This window comes from Ornithinimicrobium cryptoxanthini, assembly GCF_023923205.1.
Classification (GTDB): domain Bacteria; phylum Actinomycetota; class Actinomycetes; order Actinomycetales; family Dermatophilaceae; genus Ornithinicoccus; species Ornithinicoccus cryptoxanthini.
In genome coordinates this window covers 118,859-143,234 of the sequence record NZ_CP099490.1, presented here as the reverse complement: position 1 = coordinate 143,234, position 24,376 = coordinate 118,859, and the positions used below count along the sequence as shown (strand labels likewise).

Below are 24,376 nucleotides of genomic sequence, written 5' to 3'. Positions count from 1 at the left end.
TCAACGCAGCGTGACCTGCCGGCTGATCAGTCCGTCGCGGGCCCGACGCTCCTCCGGGGTGAGGGAGGCATCCTGGGTCAGGGCAGCGGCATACCGATCGGCCAGTGCCTGCAGCGGTGCGGTCAGGTCGGCGGGGTCGGTCGACGGGTCGACCTCGAGCACGGGCACAAGCAGCCCGGCGGCGCGGAACGCCCCGAGCAGCGCGGTGCCCTCGCCCAGGGTGTGCTCGCCAGCGGCCTGCAGTCGGGCGAGCGCCGTGGTGGCCACGTCCTCGTCCTCGCTGAGGACCCAACGGACATAGGTGCGGTCGCTCATCTTGCACCAGTAGGTCGACGGGCGATCCGGCACCGGGACGGTCGGCACGGCGGCCTCGTTGGTCTGCTCGAGGGAGGCCAGCACCTCGGGGGTGGCGTCCTCCTCGTTGATCCAGAAGTTGAAGTTGTCCTGCACCTCGACGACCAGCTCGGTGCCGTCTGCCAGCACGTCCTGCAGGCGCGGACTCGCGGCTGTCGCGGTCGGGATCGCGGGCACCGCCTGACCCGGCTCGGTCGCGAGCGCAGTCTGCGCGGCGAGCACGATGTCACGGCTGGCGTCGCCGCTGTGGGTGCGCGACTGCAGCCCCACGAGCACCTCACCGTCGGCGCGGTGGATCGCCGGAGTCGCGCCGGGGAGCACCGAGACGAGGGTGACCTCCTGCGGCGAGCCGTCGAGCTCCATCGTGACCATGGCCGTGGCCGCCGGGATGATCTCGCGCATCGCGACCCAGTCGGTCTCGTTGGCCAGTCCCTCGAACGGTCGGTTGACGAACGGTGCGCGGGCCGGTGCCTTGCTGCCCTCGGCCTGGCGCTTGCGTCGTGATGCCTTTCCCATGCGCGGCAGTCTACGTGCGTAGGGTGGCGCCCATGACCGCCCCGGAGCCCACCTTCGCCCCCGCCCCTGGCCGCACGGCCGACGTGGAGTATGCCGGTACGCACCGGATCGGGCGGGTGCGGCTCAACCGGCCGCGGGCACTGAACTCGCTCACCGGGAAGATGGTGGAGTCCATGCTCGCCCAACTCACCGCGTGGGCCACCGACGACGCGGTGGGAGCCGTGTTCATCGACGGGGCCGGCGAGAAGGGGCTCTGTGCCGGCGGCGACGTGCGAGCCGTGCGCGAGGCGGTGCTAAGTGGCGAGACGGAAGAGGCCATCCGCTTCTGGGACACGGAGTATCGCCTGAATGCCCTGATCGCCGACTATCCGAAGCCGTATGTCGCGTGGATGGACGGTGTGGTCATGGGCGGCGGTGTCGGCATCTCGGCCCACGGCTCGCAGCGGCTGGTGACCGAGCGCGCCAAGGTGGCCATGCCCGAGACGATCATCGGCTTCTATCCCGACGTGGGCGGTCTCTATCACCTGGCGCACGCCCCCGGAGAGCTGGGCACGCACGCGGCCCTGACCGGGTTCACCTTCGGCCCCGCGGACGCGGTCGTGCTGGGTCTCGCTGACGGCGTGGTCGCGGTGTCGGACAAGGAGAAGGTGCTCGCTGACCTGGCCGCTGCGCTCGGTGAGGTGGCTCCCGGGAGCGACGACACCGCGACGGCTGATGAGGACGACGCCAACGCAACAGCTGATGCAGACGACGTGGCCGCCGAGGAGGCGCAGGTCGCCCCCCGCTCCGAGCTCGAGACGCAGCGCGGGTGGATCGACGAGTGCTACGCCGGAGACGACGCCACCGAGATCCTGCGCCGCCTGCTGGCACACGACGACACCGCCGCGCGTGCTGCCGGCGAGGCCATCGCCAGCCGCTCACCGCACTCCGTTGCGGCCACGCTGGCGGCCCTGCGTCGAGCCGCCAACCTCGACGTGCGCGGTGTCCTGGCACAGGACGCCCGGCTGAGCAGGGTGTTTGTGGAGCACCCCGACTTCAACGAGGGCGTGCGTGCGCTGCTGGTCGACAAGGACAACGCGCCTCAGTGGGCGGATGCCTCGATCGCCGACGTCGACCTCACTCAGGTCCTAGCGGCCCTGGCTGAAAGGTCGGCTAGCCAAAACACCGGAGGGCCCGCCTGACACAGGGGGCACGTTGCGGCCGAAGGCAGGGAAAGTCCTTCGTGCCACTGGTGCAGTCGCGCCATTAAGAGGAGAATTCCTCCCATGGTTGCCGCACTGATGATGCTCCTCATCGTCCTGGTCTCCATGGAGGTCGTCGAACGGGTGGTCGCCATGGTCACCAGCGACGGACTCGGCCGCCGTGACGACTCAGCGCTTCCACGCAGTCACCGGGGCGAGGCCCTGAACCCACTGCGCTGAGCGCACCCCTTGGGCGCCGCGAGTGTCATGCGGTCTCGGTCTTGCAGAAGTCGGGTGATAACCCCGAGACTGCAAGACCCGATTCGCATGACGCACTGTGGGGTGACGCGCTGACGAGACTGTGGATCGCTCAGGAGTCCGCGGAGTCAGCCGCGAGCGCCTCGCGCCGCACCTGCAGCGCACGCCGAGCCTCGCTCAGCTCGTCCCACGGGATCGTCTCGGTGTCACGCTCCAGCGTCTCCTCGGGGCCTTTGCCCGCGAGCACGATCGTGTCGGCCGGGTCGGCGCCACCCACGGCATAGGCGATCGCCTCGCGCCGGTCGCCGATCGAGACGTAGTTGTCCCGTCCTGCCTCGCGCGCCCCCCGCTCCATCTCGTCGAGGATCTCCTGCAGCGGGGTGTCGCGGTGGTCCTCCTCGGTGAAGACCGCCACGTCAGCCATCGCCGTCGCGACCTCACCCAGCGGCGCACGCTTGGAGGGGTCGCGCGGGCCGCCGGCCGAGCCGAGCACGACCCAGAGCCGTCCCGCTGTCGTGACGCGCACCGTGGCGAGCGCCTTGTCCAGGCTCGGGGCGGTGTGCGCGAAGTCGACGATGACCCGCGGCTCCCCCTCCGCACGCTCCACCATCTCCATCCGTCCCGGCACGCCGGCAAACGTCGCCAGCCCGGCGATCAACGTCGGCACGTCCACCCCGAGCGCGTGCACGCCCGCCATGGCGGCGAGCGCGTTGGCGACGTTGAACCGGCCGATCATCGGCAGGACCGCCTCGGCGGCACCGTCTGGTGTGTCGACGGTGAAGCGCAGGTCGTCAGGCCCCTCCACGACGTCGCTCGCCGTCCAGTCGGCGTCCGCCCCGTCCGCGGAGTATGTCGTGTGGCTGGTGGCCATCGACACCAGCTGCTCAGTCCACGGGTCATCCGCGTTGAGCACGGCAAAAGGCGCGCGCTGGACCAGCTTGGCCTTGTCGGCGAAGTAGCCCTCCATCGAGCCGTGGAAGTCGAGGTGCTCGCCGGTCAGGTTGGTCCACACCGCGACGTCGAAGTCGACTGCCCGCACGCGGTCCAGCGCCAGGGCATGGCTGGACGACTCCACAACCACTGCCTCGGCGCCGGCCGCGACCTGCTCGGCGAGGATCTGCTGGACCTGCGGCGCCTCGGGGGTGGTGAAGTGGGTCGGCGGCTGGCGCAGCACGCCGTCGGGCAGCTCATAACCGACGGTCGAGAGCAGGCCCGTCCGCCGGCCCGCGTGCCGCAGCAGGTGCCGGGCCAGGCAGGACGTGGTGGTCTTGCCGTCCGTGCCGGTGATGCCCAGGACCGGAAACGTCCTGCTGGGGTGGCCGGCCAGCTCGGCCGCCGCATCAGCCAGCGCGGCCCGCGCGGCTGGCACCACGACATACGGCACCGGGCAGTCCATGCCCTCAGGCAGACCCTCGCCCAGGACCGCGACCGCACCTCGCTCCACCGCCTGCCCGATGAAGGAGTGGCCGTCGACCCGTGCTCCGCGGATGGCGACGAACGCATCACCGGGTCGTGCCCAGTCGGCCTGGTGGGTGACGCCGGTGACCTCGACGCTCTCACCCGTGTCGAGAGTGAGGTCGAGTGCGGCCACGAGGTCACCAAGTCTCATGGCCGCAAGACTAGATCGTGGGGGCTGTGGATAAGCGCGACAGCGTGTCGGTGTGCACCCATAGCGTGTCGGGACAGGCGCACACCGGGTGCGCGAGGGGGAGGAACGATGGACTACTCAGCAGCGCTGCAGGCCTTCGAGGACCGGGAGCGAGCCCTGATCACCGACAACATCCGCAGCTATGGCGTGCACCTGACCTATGTCGCGCCCGATCTCGAGGAGGGCGAGTGCCTCCAGTGCCGCGAACTCGGTGAGGAGTCCCCGGGCGGGGGCGACCACGTGGCTGATGTGCTCGGCGGACCGGAACGCCTGCCACCTCGGCTCGAGCAGCCGTTCTGCTACACGACCGGTCTGCACGGCATCGGCCATCCTGAGCTCTTGGTCCTGGGCCTGGCCAGGGACCTCTCGACCCACCTCCTCAACATGGTCGCGCAACAGGTCACCGGGCATCATCAGGACCTGATGCCGGGTCAATTGGTCCCTCGGATCGGGCTGCGCATCCTGGTGGAGGAGATCCCCAACCCGGGGATGGTGATCTTCCGGGCCAACGACTACTACGACCGATCGCTGGTCGACTCAGTGCCGGCCTACCAGCTCACGTGGGCCGACCCCGACGGCCGGTTCCCGTGGGAGAAAGGCCACGTCAGCGGGGCATGGGGGCAACCGCGGCCTGGAACCTACCGTGCGTGACAGCCGTGCATCATAGCATCACATCTCCCGATGTTATGATGTATACATGCGCACGACCATCACGCTGGACCCCGACGTCACGCTTTTGATCGAGCGTGAGATGGCTGCCCGCAACCTCCGGTTCAAGCAGGTCGTCAACGAGGCCCTGCGTCGACAGCTCGGCGGAAGCCAAGGTGCACCGCCCAGCCTGACCGACTTCGGACGCGACCTCGGCGTGGCAGCCGTGGACCTGACCAAAGCCAACCAGCTCGCCGCAGCCCTGGAGGACGGAGAGCTTCTCCGCAAGATGGCGCAGGGCCGCTGACCGTGATCATCCTCGACACCAACGTCCTCATCTATTCAGTGCACAAGGGGGCGTCGCAGCACGAGCGCACGGCTCGATGGCTCGACCGGATGCTGGCGGAGCCACAGGTGCTCGGGCTGCCGTGGGTCGCGGCGCTCGGCTTCATCCGGATCACCACCAACGCGCGCATCTTCCCTGAGCCGCTCACCGTCGATGAGGCGATGACCGTGCTGGACGCCTGGCACGCCCACCCAGCCGTGACTCTGCCGCAGCCCACGACCCGCCACCTGTCGGTGCTCTCCGGGTTGTTGCGCGAGGCCGGCACGGCGGGCAATCTGACGACCGACGCGCATATCGCCGCCCTAGCCATCGAGCACGGCGCGTCGGTGGCCACCTTTGACCGGGACCTCGCACGCTTTGGTGTCACGGTCGTCGTGCCGGACTGACCACTGGCTCGCCAAGCGGCTACGGTTTCCTCCATGGGTGCAGTGCTGGGTCAGACCGAGGGCGGGCCGTGTCCCTGCGGCACCGGCGAGGCGTATGCCGCGTGCTGCGGCCCACTGCACCGGCAGGAGAGGTTGGCCGAGACAGCGGAGGAGTTGATGCGGTCGCGCTACGCCGCCTATGCGCGCGGCGAGTTTGATCATGTCTTCCGCACCTGGCACCCACGCACCCGGCCCGCTGACGTGACCGCTGACGCCCATCTCGTCTGGCAGGGCCTCGAGGTGTTAGGGACCAGCGCGGGCGGCCCCGACGATGACACGGGCGAGGTCGAGTTCCGGGCCAGCTATCAGCTCGGCAAGCAGCGCGGGACGATGCGCGAGCGCAGTCGTTTCACTCGACGAGGCGCCAGGTGGGTCTATCTCGACGGGCACGAGATCACCGACTGAGCGGTTGTCCCGTCGCCGCACGTCGTTGCGCCGCCACGGTCAGCCTGATGATGAGCCAGACACTGCCGATCACGATGGCACTGGGCACCATGATCGCCGCGACCATGTGCTGCCCGACCAGCACACCGACCCACATCAGCACGATCACGATGGGAAGCAGGAGAATGTGCAGCAAGGTGCCTTGGGCGGTCCAGAGCCTCGAGGTCCCGACGAGCAGGGCGACTACGATCCACAGCAGGATCTGGACGCCCGTGATGACGGCGGCGCTGACGACCACCGTGGTCACGACGAGTAGCACACCCAGCACCTGCAGGATGGCGACCAGCCCCGGCACCCAGGAGCGGTCGGACAACCGGGGTTGAGTCTGCGGGCCAGCAGGTAGCGGAGCCGGGCGCTCGGCATACTGCCCGGTGGAGTAGGCCTCTCGGGCGACCTCCTCGGGCGTGCCCACCTCGGAGAGAACGGCGCTGACATCTGCGTCGCTCGCGCCGCCTCGCGCGGCCAGGCCGGCCTCGATGTGCTCGCGGACACCGGCCAGGACCTCGGCGCGGTCCGGCGGAGCCAGATCGGCTAGCGCCCTGGTCAGGTCGTCGAGATAGGTGGACACGAGGCGGTGCTGGGTGCTGTTCACGGGTGTTCTCCCTCAGTCAGTGCAGCGTCCACGGCGTCGCGGAACGGCGGCCAGGTGTCGATGAACGAGTCGAGGGCGCCTGCCCCGGACTCGGTGAGCTGGTAGTAGCGCCGCGGTGGGCCGCTGGTGGACTCCTGCCAGGTGGTGTCCACCAGGCCCGCCTTGCGCAGCCGGGACAGGAGCGGATAGAGCGTGCCCTCGCTGGCCATCAGAATGCCGTCCCGGGTCAGGTGGCGGGCGATGTCGAACCCGTAGGTGGGGCCGTCGCGCAACATGGCCAACACGCAGAACTCCAGCGCACCCCGCCTGAGGTTGGAGAGGATCGCGCTGTCGCCGGGTACCATGCGACACAAGGTAGTCGTTTGGGAACGGCCCTGTCAAGAGAGTGCAGCGTGCGTAGGCTGGCAGGACGGACCCACCCCGAGAGGACCACGTCGATGACCACCACCACTACCGCCCCCATCGTGCTCACCGAGGTCGACACGGACTCGCGCATCGTGACCGTGACCCTGAACCGTCCCGAGAAGCGCAACGCCCTTTCCCTCGCGCTGATGGGCGAGCTCATCGAGGTGCTGCGCGACGTCGGCTCCCGCAAGGACGTCTCGGTCGTGGTCCTCGCCGCCGCCGGTCCCGTCTTCAGCGCCGGCCACGACCTCTCCGAGATGACGGGCCGGACCGTCGAGGAGTATCGCGAGATCTTCGACCGGTGCTGCGAGCTGATGGAGCTGGTGCAGTCCATCCCGCAACCGGTGATCGCGCAGGTCCAGGGCATCGCGACCGCCGCTGGCTGCCAGCTCGCCGCCACGTGTGACCTCGTCGTCGCCGAGGAGGGCGCCCGCTTCGGCACCCCCGGCGTCAAGATCGGCCTGTTCTGCTCCACGCCCATGGTGGCGATCAGCCGCGTCATCGGCCAGAAGCGCGCGATGCAGATGCTGCTCACCGGGCAGCTGGTCGACGCGCCAACGGCGGCCGACTGGGGACTGGTCAACGAGGTGGTCCCGGCAGACCAGCTCGCCTCCCGCACAGCGGAGCTGGCCGCACAGATCGCCACCGCAAGCTCGGTGGTCACCGGGATCGGCAAGGAGGCGTTCTATGCCCAGATCTCACGCGACCAGCACTCGGCGTATGAGTACGCCAAGACGGTCATGACGATGAACGCCCTTGCCACCGACGCCCAGGAAGGCATCTGCGCCTTCCTGGAGAAGCGCCAGCCCACCTGGTCGGACCGCTAGGCACCAGCGCGCCTGACGTGGGGCAGCTGCTCACTCCCGGGCGTTGTCGTCCCGGCCGAGCATCCCCACGCTCACCCACGCGATGGCCACGACGATGGCGCCGACAGCGGCGTAGGTCGTGCGTTGGCTCTCCCCGATGACGGCAAACAGTCCCCCGTAGATGATGGTGATGACGAGCGCGATATAGGCCAGCTTCTGTCGGTCCATGCCTCCACCCTGACGGTTTGCTCGCCGGCCGCAACCGGTGACACGCGGAGACGGGGCAAGCGCGGAGGTCTGTCGCGGTGCGGTCACCTCTGGACCACCGCTGGGCCGCCTCTGGGTCAACCGACGTTCTCGAGCACGTCCTCCAGCAGGCCGGCCTGGGTGGTGACCTGGCTCGCATAGACCCCGCTGCGCCGGTGACCGGCCAGCTCGGCCATCCGGACCGGTGCCCGCACAAGGAACTTCGCGTGGACCAGCGCCAGCTCCTCGGCCGCGGTGTAGCCGTCGTGGGCCGGCTGGTGGCCCCACTCGGCCAGCAGGAGCGGCAGCAACCGGTGCTTGTCGGCCGCGAAGAGGTGCAGCTTCGCCGCGTCGTGCATGACCGGTCGCTCGCCCGCGTGCTCCCAGTCGATGACCTTGGGACCATCGGGCGTGGACATGACGTTGGAGGCCACCAGGTCACCGTGGGCCCAGGACATCCGCACCCGTCGGTCTGCCGCGATGAGCTCGGCCACCGCCGCGCCGACATGGTCAGGCACGAGGTCGGCCTCACGCACGCGCTGCCACTGGTCGCCGAACCCCACGCCCCACAGCTCGGTGACCGGACGGCCTGACACGCCATAGCCCTCATGGACCCGGCCGAGCCCCTCGAGGAGCCAGGTCGCGTGCTCGGCCAACCGCTCGGAGGTCATCAGCGGCTCGCCGTGGACCCACTCCTCAACCAGATAGCGGAGTCCGTCGTCCAGCTCTCCGTGGCCCAGCATGGTCGGCATCAGCTCTGGCGCGTAGCGCGAGACGACCTCGTGCGCCCGCACGGAGTTGGTGACGCCGCAGATCCCGTCGGGTCCCACCGGTTGGACTGCCAGGGACCGGCGGGCCTGACCGTAGCCAGCTCGCAGCTTGACCTGCTCCCCGAGGTCGAACTTGGCCAGCACGATGACGTCTGCGGCGATCGCGGCGCTCGTCTGCTCAAAGCCCCTGTCCTCAGCCCAGGTCCCACGCAGCGACTTGGGCATCATGGTCATCAGGGCGGGGTCGAGCAGCGGGCGGCGCACGACGCGGTCGATGGTGTGAAACGTCGCCAGGTCGGTGGGCGCAGGCAGGGTGGGCTCCACCTCCTCGATCCGGCGGACGACGTCCAGCGCCTCGGCGACCCGGTCCGCCCGGCTCCTCGGTGCCGGTGGTGGGGCGGCCCGACCGGGACGCCAGTCACCTATGACTCTCTTGCCGAGACGCTTCACCAGCGCCGATGTGCGGTTGCGCACCTGACTGCCTCCGATCCCGTCGCGGTCAGCCTAGCCAAGCCGCTGACGATGAGAGGTGGGTGAGAGACCGGCACGAGCCCTGATCAGCAGGAGGACGCCGAGGAGCAGGAGTACCTGCGCGGGCACGTAGGTGCCGATCACGACCAGGGTCTGCAACGCCTCCGGCAGGTCCACGGCAAAGATCCCCAGACCCAGCACCAGGTCGGAGACCAGGAAGAGCAGCCCGCCGATCACTCCCACGCGACCGGCTGCCGCAGCGAGCACGGCCATCAGGGTGAGGAGCGCGGCATACGCCGTCACCGGGGCGGCGAGCGCGAGCCCCGCGGCGGGCGCGAGGACGACCACACCGGCCAACCCGAGCAGTGCGTAGGGCACCGCCGCGCGCCGACCCAGCAGGCTCTGACCCCGCGTCGGCCACAGGGCGACCACGTAGCAGACATGCGCGAGCAGGAAGGCTCCGAGCAGGATCAGGAAGCCGCGACCACCCTGGGTGTCACCGACCCAGGACAGGGCGAGCCCGGCCGCCCACCACCGGCCGCGGACGTCGCGCAGACCGCCAGCGGCGATCAGCGCCACCACCAGCGGTGGGACAGAGAACCAGCGTGCCTCCTGCATCCACCCCACCTCGAGGAGCGCCCCTGTGATGTTGACTGCGCACGCGAGCAGACTGATGACGATGCCCCCGACGACAGCACGGTGTCGGGTCACGGCGGCCAGGTCCCTGATGGTCACCGGCACAGCGTAGGCCGTGGGTGGTTCCGCTCCGGAGGCCAGACCGCAGGCTGACCTGCACAAACAGTCCCCTGAGTCGAGCAGGGCCGCTTGACCTGGGTCAAGGAGAAGCCTCGGCAAACTCCGTAGTTTGTAGTTAGTGCCCAGCAGAAGGGCAGACGAGGAAAGGAACATCATGAGCACCACGACGAGCACCACCAAGACCATCCTTCGGGCCGAAGGCTTCTCCTGCCCCTCCTGTGTGGCCAAGATCGAGAAGCAGGTCGGTCGCCTCAAGGGCGTCGAGTCGGTGAAGGTGCACTTCGCCTCCGCTCGCGTCGAGGTGATGCACGACCCCGCACTGGCCACGACGGAGGACCTGGTCGCCGCCATCGCCAAGGCTGGCTACACGGCTAAGGCCGCGGCCTTCTGAGGAAACCTCGGTCACCACGCGCGGGCCTGGCCCCTCCCCACGGGAGGGGGCCTGGCCGGTGAGGGTCCGACATACCCCGGATTTGGGGGTCCTTCGGACCGCAGAGAACCCATTCTTGGGGTGGTTCGGACCGCCCAGCTTGCTGAGACTTGAGAGGAAGAGAACGAGATGAACAAGGTCCACGAGTGGCTGCACGGCCGCTGGACTGTGCCTGTCGTCTCAGGGCTGCTGATCCTGGCATCGCTGGCCTCGAGCCGACTCCTGGACGCCGCCACCTGGGGGGACATCCTCATGGTCGCCGCCGCTGTCGTCGCCGGCACACCGGTCGTCATCAAGGCGTGGAACGCCCTGAGTGCCAAGGTGATCGGCATCGACCTGCTGGTGTCGATCGCCGCCATCGGTGCGGTCATCATCGGGGAGTACTGGGAGGCCGCCGCGGTGACCTTCCTGTTCGCGATCGGTCACGCCCTGGAGTCCGCGACCCTCAACAAGACGCGCTCGGCCCTGGCCGAGCTCATCGCGGTCGCCCCCGACGTCGCTGTCGTCCTGCGGGACGGTGAGCAGGTCGAGGTCCCGGCTGCCGAGGTCATCACCGGCGAGACCGTCCTGGTCAAGAACGGCACCAAGGTGCCGGTCGACGGTGTCGTCTCCGGCGGGGCCGGCTCCATCGACGAGGCCTCCATCACCGGGGAGTCCATCCCGGTCGAGAAGGCCACGGACGACAAGGTCTTCGCCGGCACCATCACCACCAGTGGGTTCCTGCAGGTGACCGCGACCGGTGTGGGCGCGGACACCACCCTGGCCCGCATCATCCACCGTGTCGAGGAGGCCCAGGACGCCAAGGCGAGGACCGCTGCGTTCATGGACCGCTTCTCGGCCTGGTACACCCCGGCCATCATCGTGATGGCCATCATCTTCGGTCTGGTCACCCGCGACATCGTCCTGGCCCTGACGCTGCTGGTCATCGCCTGCCCGGGCGCCCTGGTCATCTCCATCCCCGTCTCGATCGTGGCCGGCATCGGCCGTGGAGCCAAGGACGGCATCCTGATCAAGGGTGGCGAGTTCCTGGAGACCTCCGCCAAGATCGACGCGGTGGCGCTGGACAAGACCGGCACCCTGACGGAGGGTCGCCCCCAGCTGACCGACGTGGTCCCGCTGCACGCGGACGTCGACCGTGACGAGCTGCTGCAGACGGCCGCCCGCGCCGAGGCCGGGTCGGAGCACCCGCTGGCCAGGCCGATCATCGAGGCCGCCACTGCGGCCGGACTCCCGGTCGTGGGCCTGCCGGAGCACACTGAGCCGGTGCCGGGCAAGGGCATTGTGGCCACCATCGACGGTCACCGGGTCGCCGTCGGCAACCTGGCCCTCATCGAGTCCGAGCAGGGTCACGACACCGCGGACGACGCACGCGTCGCCCAGGTGGTCCAGGAGCTGGCTGCCGCTGGCCGCACCCCGATGGTGGTGGCCCGCGATGGGCAGGTCCTCGGAGTGGTTGCCGTCGCTGACCAGATCCGCACGGACGCCAAGGAGATGGTGGCCCGCCTGCACGAGCACGGTGTCAAGAAGGTCATCATGCTGACCGGCGACATCGAGCCCGTGGCCCGGGCCGTCGCCGCCCAGGTCGGCGTCGACGAGGTCCGCGCCGGTCTCCTGCCGGAGGACAAGCTGGAGGCCGTGGCCGACCTGCAGCGTCAGGGCTACACCGTCGCGATGGTCGGTGACGGCGTGAACGATGCGCCGGCCCTGGCCACCGCCGACATCGGTGTGGCGATGGGCGCCGCAGGCACCGGCGTGGCGATCGAGACTGCTGACATCGCGCTGATGCGGGACAACCTGCTCAAGCTGCCGGAGGCAGTGTCGCTGGCCAGGCGCACGGTCAACAACATGCGCCAGAACATCGTGATCGCGCTCGGCACCGTCGCCGTCCTGCTCGCCGGAGTCCTCTTCGGTGGTGTCACGATGGCCATCGGGATGCTGGTCCACGAGATCTCGGTCCTGGTCGTCATCGGCAACGCGATGCGCCTGCTGCGCCGACGCAAGGAGCGCACCGGCACCCGGTCCACGGACGGCACGGGCTCGTCGCTCACCCACGACGAGGCCCGGGTCACCCAGCCGGCCTGACCCCACCCCTACGCCGGCCGACCCCCACAGGTCGGCCGGCGTCGCACGGCATACCTGCACCACAAGAGAAGGAGTCCTGATGTCACGCATCTATGTGTTCAACCAGTTCGGCGGACCGGAGGAAGAGGAGCTCACCGAGCGTCCCGTCCCCCAACCGGCAGCGGGCGAGATCCTGGTCGAGGTCCGCGCCGCCGGGGTGAACCCGGCCGACGCGAAGCTGCGCGAGGGGGCGTTCGGTCGCGAGGGAGAGCTGCCCCGGGCGCTGGGTTTTGAGGTCTCCGGCATAGTCACCGCTGTGGGACCGGACGTCGAGGAGTATGCCGTGGGGGACGAGGTCCTCGGCTCCGTCGCCCCGGGTGAGGGCGGGTTCGCCGACCACGCCGTGCTGCGCGTCGGCGACACCCAGCCCAAGCCCGAGGACATCTCCTTCGCGGTGGCGGCGACGATCCCGGTTGCCGGCACCACGGCATACGACCTCACCCACGACATCGAGCTGGAGGCGGGCCAGACCCTGCTCATCCTCGGTGCCGGCGGCGGAGTCGGTCACCTGGTGGCCGGCATCGGCAAGGTCCACCAGTTCAGCGTCATCGGGATCGCCTCGGAGTCCAAGCGCGAGCTGGTGGAGTCCAGCGGTGCCACGTTCGTCGCCTCTGGTGACGGGGCGGCCGCGGCAGTGCGCGAGATCGCACCGGAGGGTGTTGACCTGGTCATCGACCTGGTGGGTGGCCAGCCGCTGCGCGACGTCACACCGCTGGCCAAGTCGCCCGAACTGGTCATCTCGGCTGCCGACGACGCCACGGTGACCGAGCTGGGCGGCAGGGGACGGGTCCACAACCCCGAGTCCCTCGAAAAGATCACGTCGGTGGTCGGCTATGAGGTGGTCACGCCGCTGATCAGTGCGGAGTATCCGCTCGAGCAGGCCCGCGACGCGCTCGCGGCCGTGGAGTCCGGTCACACGCTCGGCAAGGTCGTGATCGTGCCCTGACGCCCCGCACCAGCGAAGCGTCACGCAGCAGGGTGCGGACAGGCCTGGCGGGCCGTGGGTGCTCGGGCCGGGCGCCAGGCCCGCCCGTGGTTCGTGGGTGTCAGGTGGTGGCACGCTCCGCCACGTCGATCTCGACGCTGAAGCTGGTCTGCTCCGAGCTGCCGAGCGTCTCGACGTTGAGCGTCCACGTGCCCCCCGCCGGGAGACTGACGAGCGGTGCGACCCAGTGGCTCCCTGCCAGGGGCTCGAGCTCGATCGAACGCGGCGGCAGGTCACCCTGGACCACCGTGGCCGAGGCGGCGTCGATGCCCCGCGGCGACCCGACCCGGTCGAAGAACGTCAGGTGGATCGCGTTGTCCCCACTCCGACTGGGGGTGACGAGCACCGAGACCGTGCCGCCCTCGTCGGTCGCGCTCGACTGGAACGGCTGCGGCTCCAGCGACTCCCGCGCCGGGACCGTGTCGACGAGCAGTGCCGTCGTGGCGAGGATGACCGTCGCGACGACCAGCTCACCGCGCGCCGTGCGGAAGAGACGGCCGGACCTGGTCACCGTCTCCAGCAGTCGGGACCGCTGCCACCAGCCGAGCCCGACGACGGCGGCCACCAGGACCAGCTTGACGATGAGCGTGGTCCCGTAGCGGGTCGACAGCAGGGTCCCCGGCGCCAGCCCGCTCTGCAGCAGGGCGGAGACGATGCCGGTCACCGTCACCACGACGATCGACCAGAGCGCCAGCACCGAGAACCGGCGCACCGCTCGGGCGACGTCCTCCTGGGCACCTCCCTCGGACGGCGCGAGCACCAGGGCCAGGGCGGCGACGCCGCCGATCCACACGGCCGCCGCGCCGTGGTGCACGATGTCGGCCGCCACCGAGACAGCGGGCGCGGGCGACGTCCACGCGTGGCCGGAGAAACCGAGCGTCACGATCGTGGTGAGCACCGCCGCCCCCGCGAGCGGCACCGCATACCTCGAGCGCCAGCGCACGACCGCGATGACGGCGAGCACACCCGCCAGCACGCGGGCTCCGTCGAGCAGGCCGGCGCGGGTGCCGAGGACAGCGTCACCGAGGAGTGCGGCAACCTCGAGAAGGGGACGGGCGGACGCGTCGGTGACGTGCACGAACAGCTTGGCCGCGGCTCCGACCAGCAGGGCACCGGCGGCCAGCTGCGCCAGCCGGCCAGCCCGGGCGGAGTCCAAACCCGCCCAGGGTGCTGCGGCCCGGAAGAGGACGAGACCACCGAGCACCGTCGTGCCCGCGAGCAACGCCCACCGGGCGAGCCACCGGGCCGCCACGAGCGCCGCGGGGTCGGAACGGTCGATGTCGACGGCACCGCTGCGGGCGCCGACGTGGAAGACGAAGGCGCCGGACAGCACGTGCGAGTCGGCGGAGACGACCGTCCACGCCACCGTGTAGGTGCCGGTCGCGGCAGTGTCGACGCCGGCCCTGACGACCAAGCTGTCCCCCGCCCGCTCGGTTGCGTCGTCGACACGCTCACCCGACGGCCCGAAGACCCGGACGCCACCGAGATCGACCTCGACCGGCTCGTTGAACTCCAGGGTGACGGCCTCCGGGCCGACGTCGTAGAGCGTGTCGGCCACCGGGTCGGAGGAGACGAGCGAGGCGTGCGCCTGCGCAGGTCCGGCGAGCGCGGCCATCGGAATCACGATGAGCGCGAGCAGGATCACGAGCCTGGTCCCGACACGAAGCAAAGTTGTCACGTCATACCCCCTAGTGCTGATGTCCACCGCCGCCGCCGGCGCCGACGTCCACGTGGACCTGGTCGCTGTCCGGACCGAGCCGGAACTGCGCCGCCCCGGTGTCCATGGGAACCTCGAAGATGACGACCGCGTTGATGCGCGTGCCGGGTGGCAGGCTCTCGTCGCCCAGCAGCGCCAGGTAGGGGCCGTAGGAAACACCGTCCGCGGTCAGCGAGGTCTGGCCGGCAGGAAAGGTCATCTCCTCCCCGCCTGCCGACATTGCGAGCTCGATCGCGACCCGCTTGGAGCCGCCCGGGATGGCATCGGGCAACATTGCCGACATCGCGCCCATCTGCATTCCCAGCGCCGCGAAGTTGTCGGCGTCGTCCGGGTGCATGAGCATCATCGGGTCGACCGTCGTCCAGGCTTCGGTCACCACGAAGCTGCCCCCGTCGTGGGGGACCTCGCTGCCGACGAGGGCCCGGCCCGTGCCGCTCATCTGCCCCCAGAGGCTCAGCACGGCGAGCAGGGCCACACCTACCGCGACGGCGGCCCACGCCATCCCCCGCCGCCGGGCGGGGGAGGTGTGGGCGGCCTGTGGAGGAACCGTCAGGGTCATTCGGCTGTCGGTCCCTCTCCACCGTTGAGCCAGGTCCGGATGTCGTCCTCGACCGCCTGGCTGACGGCGCTGGTGCCGCCGAGCAACCGGACGTGGACCGGGTCCAGCCGGACCAGCTCGTCGCGCACCGCCGCCGCCACCGTGCCGGTCCGAGACAGCAGGATCGGCGATCCTTGCAGCCCGGCCACCGGTCCGGCGGACAGGGCGTCCGGGAAGGTCACGCCGGTCGCGACATAGATCCGGTCGGTCACCGGCGCATAGAACTCCTCGCTCACCGCGACGGCCGTCTCGTCCCGGTTGGAGCCGAAGATCCGCTCCGGCGTCACTCCGGTGGCTGCCTGGATATCGTCGAGCACGGCGTCGTCGATCGACGACTGGCCGCCCAGCACCACGATTCGCTGCGGATCGAGCCGCGCCAGCTCCGCCTCCGTGGCTGCCGGGAGGGTGCCCGGCCGGGTCAGCAGCATCGGTGAACCGTCCCTGGCAGCAGGTGCGCTCCCGGCCAACGCGTCCGGGAAGTTGGCGCCGCTGGCCACGAAGACCGTGTCCACGGCATCAGGTGCGAAGAAGGTCGAGCTGACCTCTGCCGCGGTGCCGAACCGGTCGGGTCCCGCGACCCGCTTCACGGTCCCGGCCGCCGGCACGTAGTCGAGCAGTGCCTCCAGCACGGTCGAGTCGACCGCGGCGACCCCTCCCAGCACCACGATGTTGAGCGGGCTGAGGCGGGCCAGCTCCTCCGCCGTCTCCGCCGGCAGGCTGTTCTGATGGGTGAGCAGCAGGGGAGCGCCCTCTAGCGCCGCACCCGGGCCGCCGGACAGGGCGTCGGGGAACGCCGCCCCGCTGGCGACGAACACCGTGTCGACGCCCGGCTCGAACTGCGAGCGGCTCACGGCGGCTGCCGTGCCGAAGCGCCGGTCGCCCGCCAACCGGTCGACCAGGACGGTCGTCGTGGTGAACGTGCTGGTGAACTGCTCGGCCATGGCGTTGCCCAGCAGGTCCGCGACGGACGCGTCGACCTCGACGCGGTAGGCCCGGTTGGCGGAGAGCCGCGAGTCGGGTGTGAGGGTGACCCGCGAGACGGTCAAATCCTCGGAGTGGTCCTCCACCACGTCGGCGGGAACCGTCCCGCCGGTCACGGTGTCCACCAGCCGGATCCCGTCGGCGAGGCCGAGTGGATCGATCCGCTCGGAGAAGGCGAGCTGGACGAGGCCGTCCCGCACGACACCTTCGGCGCCCTCGGCAGGCAGCACCTCCGTGACGGTCGGGCCTGTGGCATCGGCCGGGTCGAGCACGAGCACCTGGACGCCGCCGGCGAGGGCGCGCGTCACGGACTCGCCGTCGCCCGTGGTGACGGTGACCGTTGAGGTGGCGGTGATCTCGAGCACACCGTCGGGCGCGGGGTATGCCGTGGCCGGCACCGTCGTGGACGCCGTGCCCGTCCCGTCCGTGCGCACCGTCTCCTCGAAGGCGTTCGGGGCAGGGGCGGCGAACCGCACATCGTAGCCGCCGGTCAGCGGCTGCCCGTCCACGGTCAGCCGGGCGGTGACGGCCACCTCACCGGGCAGCGTCGCCACAACTGTCGGGTCGGCCTTGACCTCGAGCACGGGCGTGCCCGGCTCGGGCGTCAGCGCCTCGTTGATCACCCGCAGCGGGTTGCAGCCCAGGTAGGGGTTCTGGCACCTCTCCAGCGGGACGGGGAACCGCTCGGTCCCCGGCGCGGGCTGCTGGTAGACCCGGGTGATGCCCCAACTGCCGGACGACAGCCCCATGGTGCCGTTGGCGACGCCGTACCTGTAGTCGCCGACCGCCTGCAGCTGTCCGCCGGCGGCCTCCAGGTGCAGAGTCGCCGTGCTCCCGGTGGCCAGCGAGCCGGCCACACCCGTGCGGACCGAGCCGGCGTCGAAGGCGTGCTCGAGCCAGCTGTGCCCGCCGAGGAAGTAGGCGACCGTCCGGGCACGGTCTGCGGAGTGCACCACGTGCACGCGGACCGGGTCACCCTGGTAGGCCCGGATGATCGGCGTGTCCGGATCGCCGATAGGCGCGCCTTCGACCGGGTAGGTGGTGCTGAACACGTTGGCCAGTTGCTCCCCGAACCCGGCCCGGTCGAAGGGGAAGCCGACCCGGTCGCGGGGTGGATCCGTCGTGAAGTCCGTGATCGGCCCGTCCAGTCCCAGGCGGTGGTGCAGCGGAGCGTTCGTGTAGCTGATCGCGCGTTCACCACCGTCGGGCCAGTCGTCCGGGATCGGGTCGAAGAGGACGGCGCCATCCGCGCTGCGCAGGTTGAGCCCGTTGTGGTGCATGAGCACGGCGTCCCGGTAGTCGGCGCCCTGCCGGCCGGGGAGCACGTCGACCTGCGCCCCGGTGTTGACGAACTCGCCAGTGATCGGGTCGCGGTAGCGCGCGTCCCGCGGGCCGACGACGAGCGCGGCGAGCAGTCCGTGGTGCCGGTGCCCGCGCACGTCCCCGAACTCGGTCAGCGGGATCGCACCCAGCTCACCGTCGGTCAGCGCCGGCTCGCTGTCCGGGTCGTGGTACCTGACCTCGTCGGCGTACCAGACGTACTGGACCGTGTCCCCCGGCCCGGCGGTCTGGTCGAAGTTGTAGCCGATCGTGGCCCCGTCGCTGGTCCGCACGTCGTAGCGGACGAGCGAGGGGTGGAGGGACACGCGGTTGCCCGCGAACCACGGGACACCGGGCTCGAACTCGGGCTCCTCGCCGTCCTCGTCGTCCGGCGGGATCGGGAACTCGGGCTCCAAGGCAATGTGGGCGTCGCCGTCCAGCGTGCCCAGCATGCCGTGCTGCTCGAAGTGCTCCCAGTCCACGCTGTTAGTGAGGCTGACGACCACGCAGTCACCCTCGTTGACGCGCATGACGAGCGGCTCCAGCTCCTTCTCGCCGGACCGCACCGCGGCCACGTCCTCGTTGAGGACGTAGGCCAGTCCGTACGGGTCGTGGTCGCCGTAGCGGTTGTACATGATGGAGAGGTCGATCGCCGACACCTCGAAGGACTTGTGCGGTGCACCGGTCGGGCAGGCGGCCGGCACGGGCTGCTGCGCCCGGGGGATGACCGCGTTGCGGTCCGGCGCAGGCAGGGGGATGCCGGTGACCAGCGTGTTCTGGTTGTCTGGCAGGGGCATCAGCGGGTTGTCGGTGGTCTGGTCGAAGACACGCATGACACCCCAGGCTCCGAACCACAGGTCCTCGAGCCCGGCCCCGCCGTACATGAAGTCGGCGACGCGCGGCTGGTTGCCCAACGGCGGGGTCGGGCACACCACGTTGCCGCCGAGCCCGCAGTCCACACCGACGTCGTCGAAGTTGAACGCCTCGGAGACGCCGATGTGGCGCGCGTTGATGTAGGGCGAGGCATAGTCCAGGGGGTCGTGTTTGGTGCGCACCCCGTGCACCGCGAAGTTGTGCATCTCCTCGTGCGAGCCCTGGATCAGCCGGAACCGCACGTTGTCCCCACGGTTGGCCATGAACACCGGTGTGTCGGGATCTCCCCACACGCGGGAGCTGAACGCGTAGGCGGGGTCCACCCAGCCGGCGTCGAGCAGCTCCTCCCGCGTCGGTGGTGGGGCGTGCGGGTCCGTGATCGGGTCGATGCCTGCGCCGGCGAACTGGCGCAGCTTCATCGGAGCGCTGCGGTAGTTGATGCCCATCCCGCCCTGATCGTTCTGGGGGGCGGTCAGCGCCGCCTCGGGAGCCTCGATCCCGTTCCTCCGGTCCAGGATCTGCTCGTGCGTCGCGGACCGCTGGAAGACGGGCACGAAGTCGGCGATGGCGAGACCGAACTCGCGGAAGTCGTCCTGGCCGACCGGGCCGAGGAGGTCCATGACGCTGCCGTGCGCGGTGCCGAGGCAGGCGTCCTCGCAGACCGGGGCGTCGCGTCCAGGAGTGTTGACCGGCTGGTAGAACTCGCCGGTGTAGGGGTCACGGAAGTCGTAGTCAGTACCTTCGACCACCAGTGCCGCATACATCCCGCGGTTCTGCAGGGTCCCGGCGTGGTGGTGGTCGTGCATGAAGGCGGTGCGCAGCTCGTAGTCGGCATACCACCGTTCCTTGATCGTCTGCCCCTCAGACAACCAGTTCGCCCGCGCGTCCTGCGCTTCCACGACCGGGTCGCGGTCGACGGGGACGGCGGGCAGGCACGGCGCCCCGTCCGCGCAGGTGATGTCACCGTCGACCAGGCCCTGGGTGAACTCGGCCTGCTCCTGGGTGAAGGCCGCCTGCTGGTAGTTCCAGCCGTTGGAGGCGCCGTCGGAGCCGAGGACGTCGAAGTTCACCAGGTGGATGTGGGCGCCGACCATGTTGGTCATGACAAGCTGCTGGTAGGCGTCATCGCCAAGCCAGTTCGGCGTGCGGTTGGTCAGCTCGAAGTTGATGCAGTCACCGGCGTTGACCCGGAAGAAGAACGGTTCTGGGTCCATCTCCCCGGCCAGGACGGCGTCTACGTCCTCGTCCGGGACGATGATCCGGCCCTGGACGTCGCGCCAGCCCTGCGGGTTGTCCACGTCGCCCTCCACGTAGGTCAGCGGCAGCTGGATCACCGAGGCCCGATAGGTGACCTCGCGGGAGCCGGGCAGGCACGGATCGACCACCGGAGCACCTGGCAACGGCTGGTTGTCGGGATCGAGCTCCTGGCCGAAGACGTAGTCCGGGTCGTGGTAGGCGCGGGTCACCTGCTGCTCCAGCGCCAGACCGTGCGCGATCCGGGCGACGCCTGCGTCGGCCGGGTCGAAGCCGTCGCTGGGCACGACGGTGACGTTCGTCCCGCCGATCGTCAGGTCGGGCGTCGATCTCCACAGCCCGAGCTGGACCGACCACGGTCCTCCCGCGTCACCGGTCACGGCGACGGCCTGGATGCCTGCCAGCCCCTCGAGGACGGCTGCGACCTGGTCGGCGGTCGCGTCGGGCGGCAGCGGGTCGCTCTCCGCGCCGGCGAACGACAGCGTGAGGTCCTGCCCGGCGTCGGTGACGGTCACCTCCTGGGTGGCGTCGAGCAGCCCCGGGTCCAGCGACGTGGTGCCGACGCTGCGCGTCGCCGGCGCGTCGACCGGGTTGCCGTCGTCGTCCAGGATGACGTTGCCGTCGGCGTCGAACTCGCGCTGCCACACGCCCATCGGCGGCTGCGGCGCCCGGGACCCGAACTCGCCGGGGATGAAGCGCGGGTAACCCGGGTTCTCCAGCGTCGGTGCGTTCTTCACCGGCGGCACCCTGGTGTGGGACGCCTGCTCCGGTGAGATCTCCCGCAGCGCGAGCCAGGGGTTGAGCCGAATCCCGTCGGGCAGCGCACTCGAGCCGTCCTCATAGGTGTCGTGCACCCGCATCAGGGCCCAGAAGCCCCACGAGAAGTGTGTGTAGAGGTGACAGTGGTAGATGGAGTCACCCACGGTGCCAACCCGGCCGCCCGCCCCGTAGTTCAGGTCGGCGGTGAAGCCGCTCCACGGTGAGTAGGTCTGGGAGTCGATCGTGGTGGCGCGCGGCTGGACCTCGGGGGTCGGCCGTGGCGGGATGGACTCCGCGGGGCCCGTCTCGTCCGGCTCCGCCGGCCAGGTGTGCGCGTGCAGGTGGAAGACGTGCGTCTCGTAGACCCCTGCCTGTCCGAAGCGCAACTTGATCGGGTCACCTTGATAGGCCCTGGTGACGTTCGCCACGTAGCACGAGATCGGAGTGTCGCTGTCCGTGGTGAGGGTCAGCCCGCAGGACTCGATGTTGTCCGCGGGCACTCCCCCCGCGACCGCCGCGGGGTCCTGCCCGCCCCAGTCCGGCTCGGTGGGCAGCCACGGCCCGCTCCCGGAAGCCAGCTTGACCATCCCCGGGTCACCGTAGACCCACGAGGAGAGCACAGTCTCCTCCCCCTTGCACTCACCGCACCAGACGTCCCCCTCCTCGTTCCACCCGGTGCGCTTGTACTCCGGCTCCGAGCCGAAGTTGATGCTGAACCGCTCGAAGAGCTCGTCCTCTTCCCCGGGGGGCGTGAGGCTCGGGGTGAGGTCCTGGCTGACGAGCACGCTCTCGCGGTAGCGCAGGAACGAGTTGCCGGCTGGCACGGTGATGACGGCGTCGATGTAAAGGTCGCCGTTCTGCTGCGCCACCGAGGCGTACTGCTGGTCGGGGACGGTCGAGGACAGCTCGTTGCCGCTGATGGGGTCAAACCAGCGGGCACCGGCCGGCTGGACCGCGAGGCCGCCGTACAACCCGTGCTCGGCCCCTCCGCCGTCGCTCTCCGCGCCGGCCGACATGCCACCGTCGCGGAACAGGTAGAGACCCTCCGACTGCGGCGCCACCCAGTGGTAGGTGGACGTGTCGCCTGGAGCCACGCTGCTGTCCGTGTTGTAGCCGGTGGGCGAGCCTTCGCTCGCCTGCGGGTTGTAGGAAATGCCGAACGCCTGCAACGACACGTGCGGGTCGACCTGCGGCAGCCAGGGGGCCATCGCGGCCGGGTCGAGCCCGTTGCGCAGGTTGATCTCGAGGCACTCACCGGCGTTGGCGCGCAGCACGAGGGGCCGGGGCCGCAGGCGACGGTTGTTCGCTGGGTCGTCCGCGGGGTCCTCCGCCAGCGGCAGGTGCCAGTGCTGCAGGGCTGCCACATCCTGCTCCAGGGCGAAGATCATGCCGAAGGGATCGCCGTCGGTCAGCTGCGGCGCCCCGGTGACGGGGTCGTTGGCAGCTTCTCCCAGGTCGTTGTTCCAGCGGCTGAACGGGATGAAGGTGTTGACGGCCGCGATGTCGTAGGAACGCACGGCGCTCTCGGCGGTGCATGCGGCGGCGGGAGCCACGATGGCGGCGGTGCTGGGCAACGCCGGGAGGGCGACCAGCAGGCCACCGGTGAGCAGGCTGGTGACGGAGGCCCAGGCCACGGAGTGTCGGCGCAGCGAGGTCCCGCCGACCCGGCGGGCCGCGCGGTGAGCCTCGTGCAGGCCTGCACCCGCCGCGGCCCCGAGCCGCAGCACGACCGCGGCCACGACCACGGGCAGCGCCACGCTGGCGCCCTCGAGGAAAGCAGGCTCCAGCAGGCCCGGCTGGGCCACGGCCGCATGTCCCGCGTGCGCCCCGTGGTCGTGCGCGCCGGTGCGCAGCACACCGCCCAGGAAGGCGAGCAGGGTCGTCGCGCCGACGACCGCGGCGCTGAGGACGACGAGCTCGAGCAGGACGCGTGCCCCCGGCACTCCGGGCAGCTGACGACGCAGCCACGGCCGGGTGACGAGCATCAGGGCAAAGCCGATGAGCGTCGCCGGCACGACCCAAGCGGCCTCGCTGACGACGGCCCCGGGCGTCACTCTCGCCAGCGGGTCGAGGATCAGCCCGACACTCGCCACGACCAGTGCGGCGACGAGCGCCGCCACGATCACGGCCCCGATCGTTCTTCGCCCGCTCGGGCGGCTCCGCTCACGACCGGGCACGCCAAGTTTCCCTGTAGTCATCATGCACTCCCCTGCTATGACTGACGTCAACTGTGACGCTGCAACCACCCTGCCATCAAAAGCCCTGCCTGGGAAGGTTTTCTTGACTTTTTCTTGGCATCGTCTTTACGAGGACGAGATCGAACCGAGATAGAAGGGGATGATTCACGAGGCAAGGTGCCGTCTTTCCCGATCAGCCGTGGCGTGGGCCACGCCTGACTCAACGTCCACTTCGACGCTGCCGCCACCCTGCCCTGAAGCCTTCGCGGACGGGTGTCTTGCAAGTCCGCGTGTTGCACCCACTGCTCTCGCGTGGTGTCCACGTCCGCGGAGGTCTTGACTTTTTTTTGGCGTCGTCTTTACTAGGACGAAATAGTACCGAGATAAAGGGGATGATCCACGGATGCAGGGTGCCGTTTTTTCGCCATCAGCCTGGGCGTGGGCCGCGCTGCTGGTGCTCCTGCTGGCGCCGATGTCGACCGGGGTGGCTTTCGCGCACGACGACGAGGGGGTCCTGGAGCTGGTCGAGGCCCGCTCGGCCGACGGGTCCGTGGAGCTCCGGGTCGAGCTGCGCTACAGCGGCGACGGGCACCCGGCCACCGACGCCACGGTGACGGTGGCCGGCGACGGTCCCGCGGGCGCGGTCCTGCAGCCCGTGGTGCTGGAACCCACCGACGTACCAGGTGTCTACGGCGCCGAGGTGGACCTGCCCGACACCGGCGAGTGGACTTTGCGGTTCAGCTCCTTGGGCCCAATAGCTGCCCTGGCCCACACCGAGGTCGTCGACCGCGGCGCACCAGATGAGGCGGACGACGCCACCGACGCGACCGCACCGCCCCTCGAGACCGCCGAGACCCCCACACCGTCTCCGGGCGCCGGCCCGGAGGAACCCTCGGCGACCGGCCCCGAGACCGAGGCCCCTGCCGGACTGCCGGACGACACCACGACCCAGGTCCCCAGCACCGCAGGCACGAACACGGCCGAGCCGGGCGGGACGCCGACGACGCTGCTGGTCGCAGGCGGCGTGATCGTCCTGCTCGTTCTCGGTACGCTTGCCGTTCTCTGGGGTCGCCGTCAGAAGGGGCAGCCTGGCTCCGGCACCACCTGACGGCCCTGCCGCTCGAGCTCAGACAGCAGCCGCGGCCAGCCGGCGAGGTCGCGCAGCATCTTCCGGTCATGGGTGGCGACCACCAGCGCGGCGGGCGTCACGCCTCGCGGCACGGTCGAGGTCGGCGAGGGCACGTCGGGAGCCCCCGATCGCGGCGGTCGTGCAGCGTCCCCCGCTGGCCCGGGTC

The 24,376-nt window shown here is 70.2% G+C and carries 22 protein-coding genes; 11 read left to right on the top strand and 11 right to left on the bottom strand.

What is annotated here, in order from left to right; all coding sequences use genetic code 11:
* Complete coding sequence (locus NF557_RS00625; protein ID WP_252621175.1) at window positions 1-870, bottom strand: DUF5926 family protein; 870 nt, start codon at window positions 868-870, stop codon at window positions 1-3.
* Between the two features lie 32 nt (window positions 871-902).
* On the opposite strand from NF557_RS00625, the gene NF557_RS00620 reads away from it, so the two are divergent.
* Together NF557_RS00620 and NF557_RS00615 are read left to right on the top strand one after the other, a co-directional pair.
* A complete protein-coding gene (locus NF557_RS00620) occupies window positions 903-2,051 on the top strand; it encodes an enoyl-CoA hydratase/isomerase family protein (protein WP_252621174.1) in 1,149 nt (382 codons plus the stop codon).
* An 84-nt stretch (window positions 2,052-2,135) separates the two neighbouring features.
* Window positions 2,136-2,291 (top strand): hypothetical protein, encoded by a 156-nt coding sequence (locus NF557_RS00615; protein WP_252621173.1) that lies wholly within the window; start codon window positions 2,136-2,138, stop codon window positions 2,289-2,291.
* A 130-nt stretch (window positions 2,292-2,421) separates the two neighbouring features.
* On the opposite strand, the gene NF557_RS00610 is transcribed toward NF557_RS00615, so the two are convergent.
* Complete coding sequence (locus NF557_RS00610) at window positions 2,422-3,918, bottom strand: UDP-N-acetylmuramoyl-L-alanyl-D-glutamate--2,6-diaminopimelate ligase (RefSeq protein WP_252621171.1); 1,497 nt, start codon at window positions 3,916-3,918, stop codon at window positions 2,422-2,424.
* Window positions 3,919-4,026: 108 nt separating this feature from the next.
* Between NF557_RS00610 and NF557_RS00605 the strand changes: the two genes are divergently transcribed.
* From NF557_RS00605 to NF557_RS00590, 4 genes are read left to right on the top strand one after another with little or no spacing between them, the layout of a single operon-like run.
* Window positions 4,027-4,608 (top strand): DUF4262 domain-containing protein, encoded by a 582-nt coding sequence (locus NF557_RS00605; RefSeq protein WP_252621169.1) that lies wholly within the window; start codon window positions 4,027-4,029, stop codon window positions 4,606-4,608.
* Between the two features lie 46 nt (window positions 4,609-4,654).
* Window positions 4,655-4,912, top strand: a complete 258-nt coding sequence (locus NF557_RS00600) for an antitoxin (RefSeq protein WP_252621168.1) — start codon at window positions 4,655-4,657, stop codon at window positions 4,910-4,912.
* A gap of 2 nt (window positions 4,913-4,914) precedes the next feature.
* The gene (locus NF557_RS00595) at window positions 4,915-5,337 is read left to right on the top strand and encodes a type II toxin-antitoxin system VapC family toxin (protein WP_252621167.1); all 423 of its coding nucleotides are present in this window, start codon (window positions 4,915-4,917) and stop codon (window positions 5,335-5,337) included.
* A gap of 33 nt (window positions 5,338-5,370) precedes the next feature.
* Window positions 5,371-5,781 carry a YchJ family protein gene (locus NF557_RS00590; protein WP_252621166.1) on the top strand — a complete coding sequence of 137 codons (411 nt, stop codon included), beginning with the start codon at window positions 5,371-5,373 and terminating at the stop codon, window positions 5,779-5,781.
* Here the strand turns inward: NF557_RS00590 and NF557_RS00585 are convergent.
* Complete coding sequence (locus NF557_RS00585) at window positions 5,771-6,412, bottom strand: HAAS signaling domain-containing protein (RefSeq protein WP_252621165.1); 642 nt, start codon at window positions 6,410-6,412, stop codon at window positions 5,771-5,773. The two genes, NF557_RS00590 and NF557_RS00585, sit on opposite strands and share 11 nt — an antisense overlap.
* The gene (locus NF557_RS00580; RefSeq protein WP_252621164.1) at window positions 6,409-6,756 is read right to left on the bottom strand and encodes a PadR family transcriptional regulator; all 348 of its coding nucleotides are present in this window, start codon (window positions 6,754-6,756) and stop codon (window positions 6,409-6,411) included. The genes NF557_RS00585 and NF557_RS00580 overlap by 4 nt, the downstream gene beginning before the upstream one ends.
* A 93-nt stretch (window positions 6,757-6,849) precedes the next feature.
* Between NF557_RS00580 and NF557_RS00575 the strand changes: the two genes are divergently transcribed.
* The gene (locus NF557_RS00575) at window positions 6,850-7,644 is read left to right on the top strand and encodes an enoyl-CoA hydratase (protein ID WP_252621163.1); all 795 of its coding nucleotides are present in this window, start codon (window positions 6,850-6,852) and stop codon (window positions 7,642-7,644) included.
* 30 nt (window positions 7,645-7,674) lie between these two features.
* On the opposite strand, the gene NF557_RS00570 is transcribed toward NF557_RS00575, so the two are convergent.
* The 3 genes from NF557_RS00570 to NF557_RS00560 form a co-directional block, all read right to left on the bottom strand.
* A complete protein-coding gene (locus NF557_RS00570) occupies window positions 7,675-7,851 on the bottom strand; it encodes a hypothetical protein (RefSeq protein WP_252621162.1) in 177 nt (58 codons plus the stop codon).
* A gap of 116 nt (window positions 7,852-7,967) precedes the next feature.
* Window positions 7,968-9,113, bottom strand: coding sequence for an aminoglycoside phosphotransferase family protein (locus NF557_RS00565; RefSeq protein WP_252621161.1), 1,146 nt, complete (start codon window positions 9,111-9,113; stop codon window positions 7,968-7,970).
* Between the two features lie 30 nt (window positions 9,114-9,143).
* Window positions 9,144-9,845 carry a lysoplasmalogenase family protein gene (locus NF557_RS00560; protein ID WP_252621160.1) on the bottom strand — a complete coding sequence of 234 codons (702 nt, stop codon included), beginning with the start codon at window positions 9,843-9,845 and terminating at the stop codon, window positions 9,144-9,146.
* A 175-nt stretch (window positions 9,846-10,020) separates the two neighbouring features.
* On the opposite strand from NF557_RS00560, the gene NF557_RS00555 reads away from it, so the two are divergent.
* The 3 genes from NF557_RS00555 (at window position 10,021) to NF557_RS00545 (ending at window position 13,363) form a co-directional block, all read left to right on the top strand.
* Window positions 10,021-10,257, top strand: coding sequence for a heavy-metal-associated domain-containing protein (locus tag NF557_RS00555; RefSeq protein ID WP_252621159.1), 237 nt, complete (start codon window positions 10,021-10,023; stop codon window positions 10,255-10,257).
* Between the two features lie 168 nt (window positions 10,258-10,425).
* Window positions 10,426-12,378 (top strand): heavy metal translocating P-type ATPase, encoded by a 1,953-nt coding sequence (locus NF557_RS00550; RefSeq protein ID WP_252621158.1) that lies wholly within the window; start codon window positions 10,426-10,428, stop codon window positions 12,376-12,378.
* Window positions 12,379-12,457: 79 nt separating this feature from the next.
* Window positions 12,458-13,363 carry an NADP-dependent oxidoreductase gene (locus NF557_RS00545; protein ID WP_252621157.1) on the top strand — a complete coding sequence of 302 codons (906 nt, stop codon included), beginning with the start codon at window positions 12,458-12,460 and terminating at the stop codon, window positions 13,361-13,363.
* 100 nt (window positions 13,364-13,463) lie between these two features.
* On the opposite strand, the gene NF557_RS00540 is transcribed toward NF557_RS00545, so the two are convergent.
* Genes NF557_RS00540 through NF557_RS00530 form a run of 3 tightly spaced genes read right to left on the bottom strand, consistent with a single transcriptional unit; the run spans window position 13,464 to window position 23,030 of the window.
* The gene (locus tag NF557_RS00540) at window positions 13,464-15,080 is read right to left on the bottom strand and encodes a copper resistance CopC/CopD family protein (protein WP_252621156.1); all 1,617 of its coding nucleotides are present in this window, start codon (window positions 15,078-15,080) and stop codon (window positions 13,464-13,466) included.
* 10 nt (window positions 15,081-15,090) lie between these two features.
* Entirely contained in the window at window positions 15,091-15,678 is a 588-nt protein-coding gene (locus NF557_RS00535; protein ID WP_252621155.1) for a hypothetical protein, read from the bottom strand.
* A complete protein-coding gene (locus NF557_RS00530; RefSeq protein WP_252621154.1) occupies window positions 15,675-23,030 on the bottom strand; it encodes a cell wall-binding repeat-containing protein in 7,356 nt (2,451 codons plus the stop codon). Before NF557_RS00530 ends, NF557_RS00535 begins: the two co-directional genes overlap by 4 nt.
* Before the next feature lie 454 nt (window positions 23,031-23,484).
* On the opposite strand from NF557_RS00530, the gene NF557_RS00525 reads away from it, so the two are divergent.
* Window positions 23,485-24,189: a FixH family protein gene (locus tag NF557_RS00525; protein ID WP_252621153.1), complete on the top strand. Its 705-nt coding sequence runs from the start codon at window positions 23,485-23,487 to the stop codon at window positions 24,187-24,189.
* Here NF557_RS00525 and NF557_RS00520 read toward each other — a convergent pair.
* Window positions 24,156-24,323 (bottom strand): hypothetical protein, encoded by a 168-nt coding sequence (locus NF557_RS00520; protein ID WP_252621151.1) that lies wholly within the window; start codon window positions 24,321-24,323, stop codon window positions 24,156-24,158. The two genes, NF557_RS00525 and NF557_RS00520, sit on opposite strands and share 34 nt — an antisense overlap.
* Window positions 24,324-24,376 lie beyond the last annotated feature (53 nt).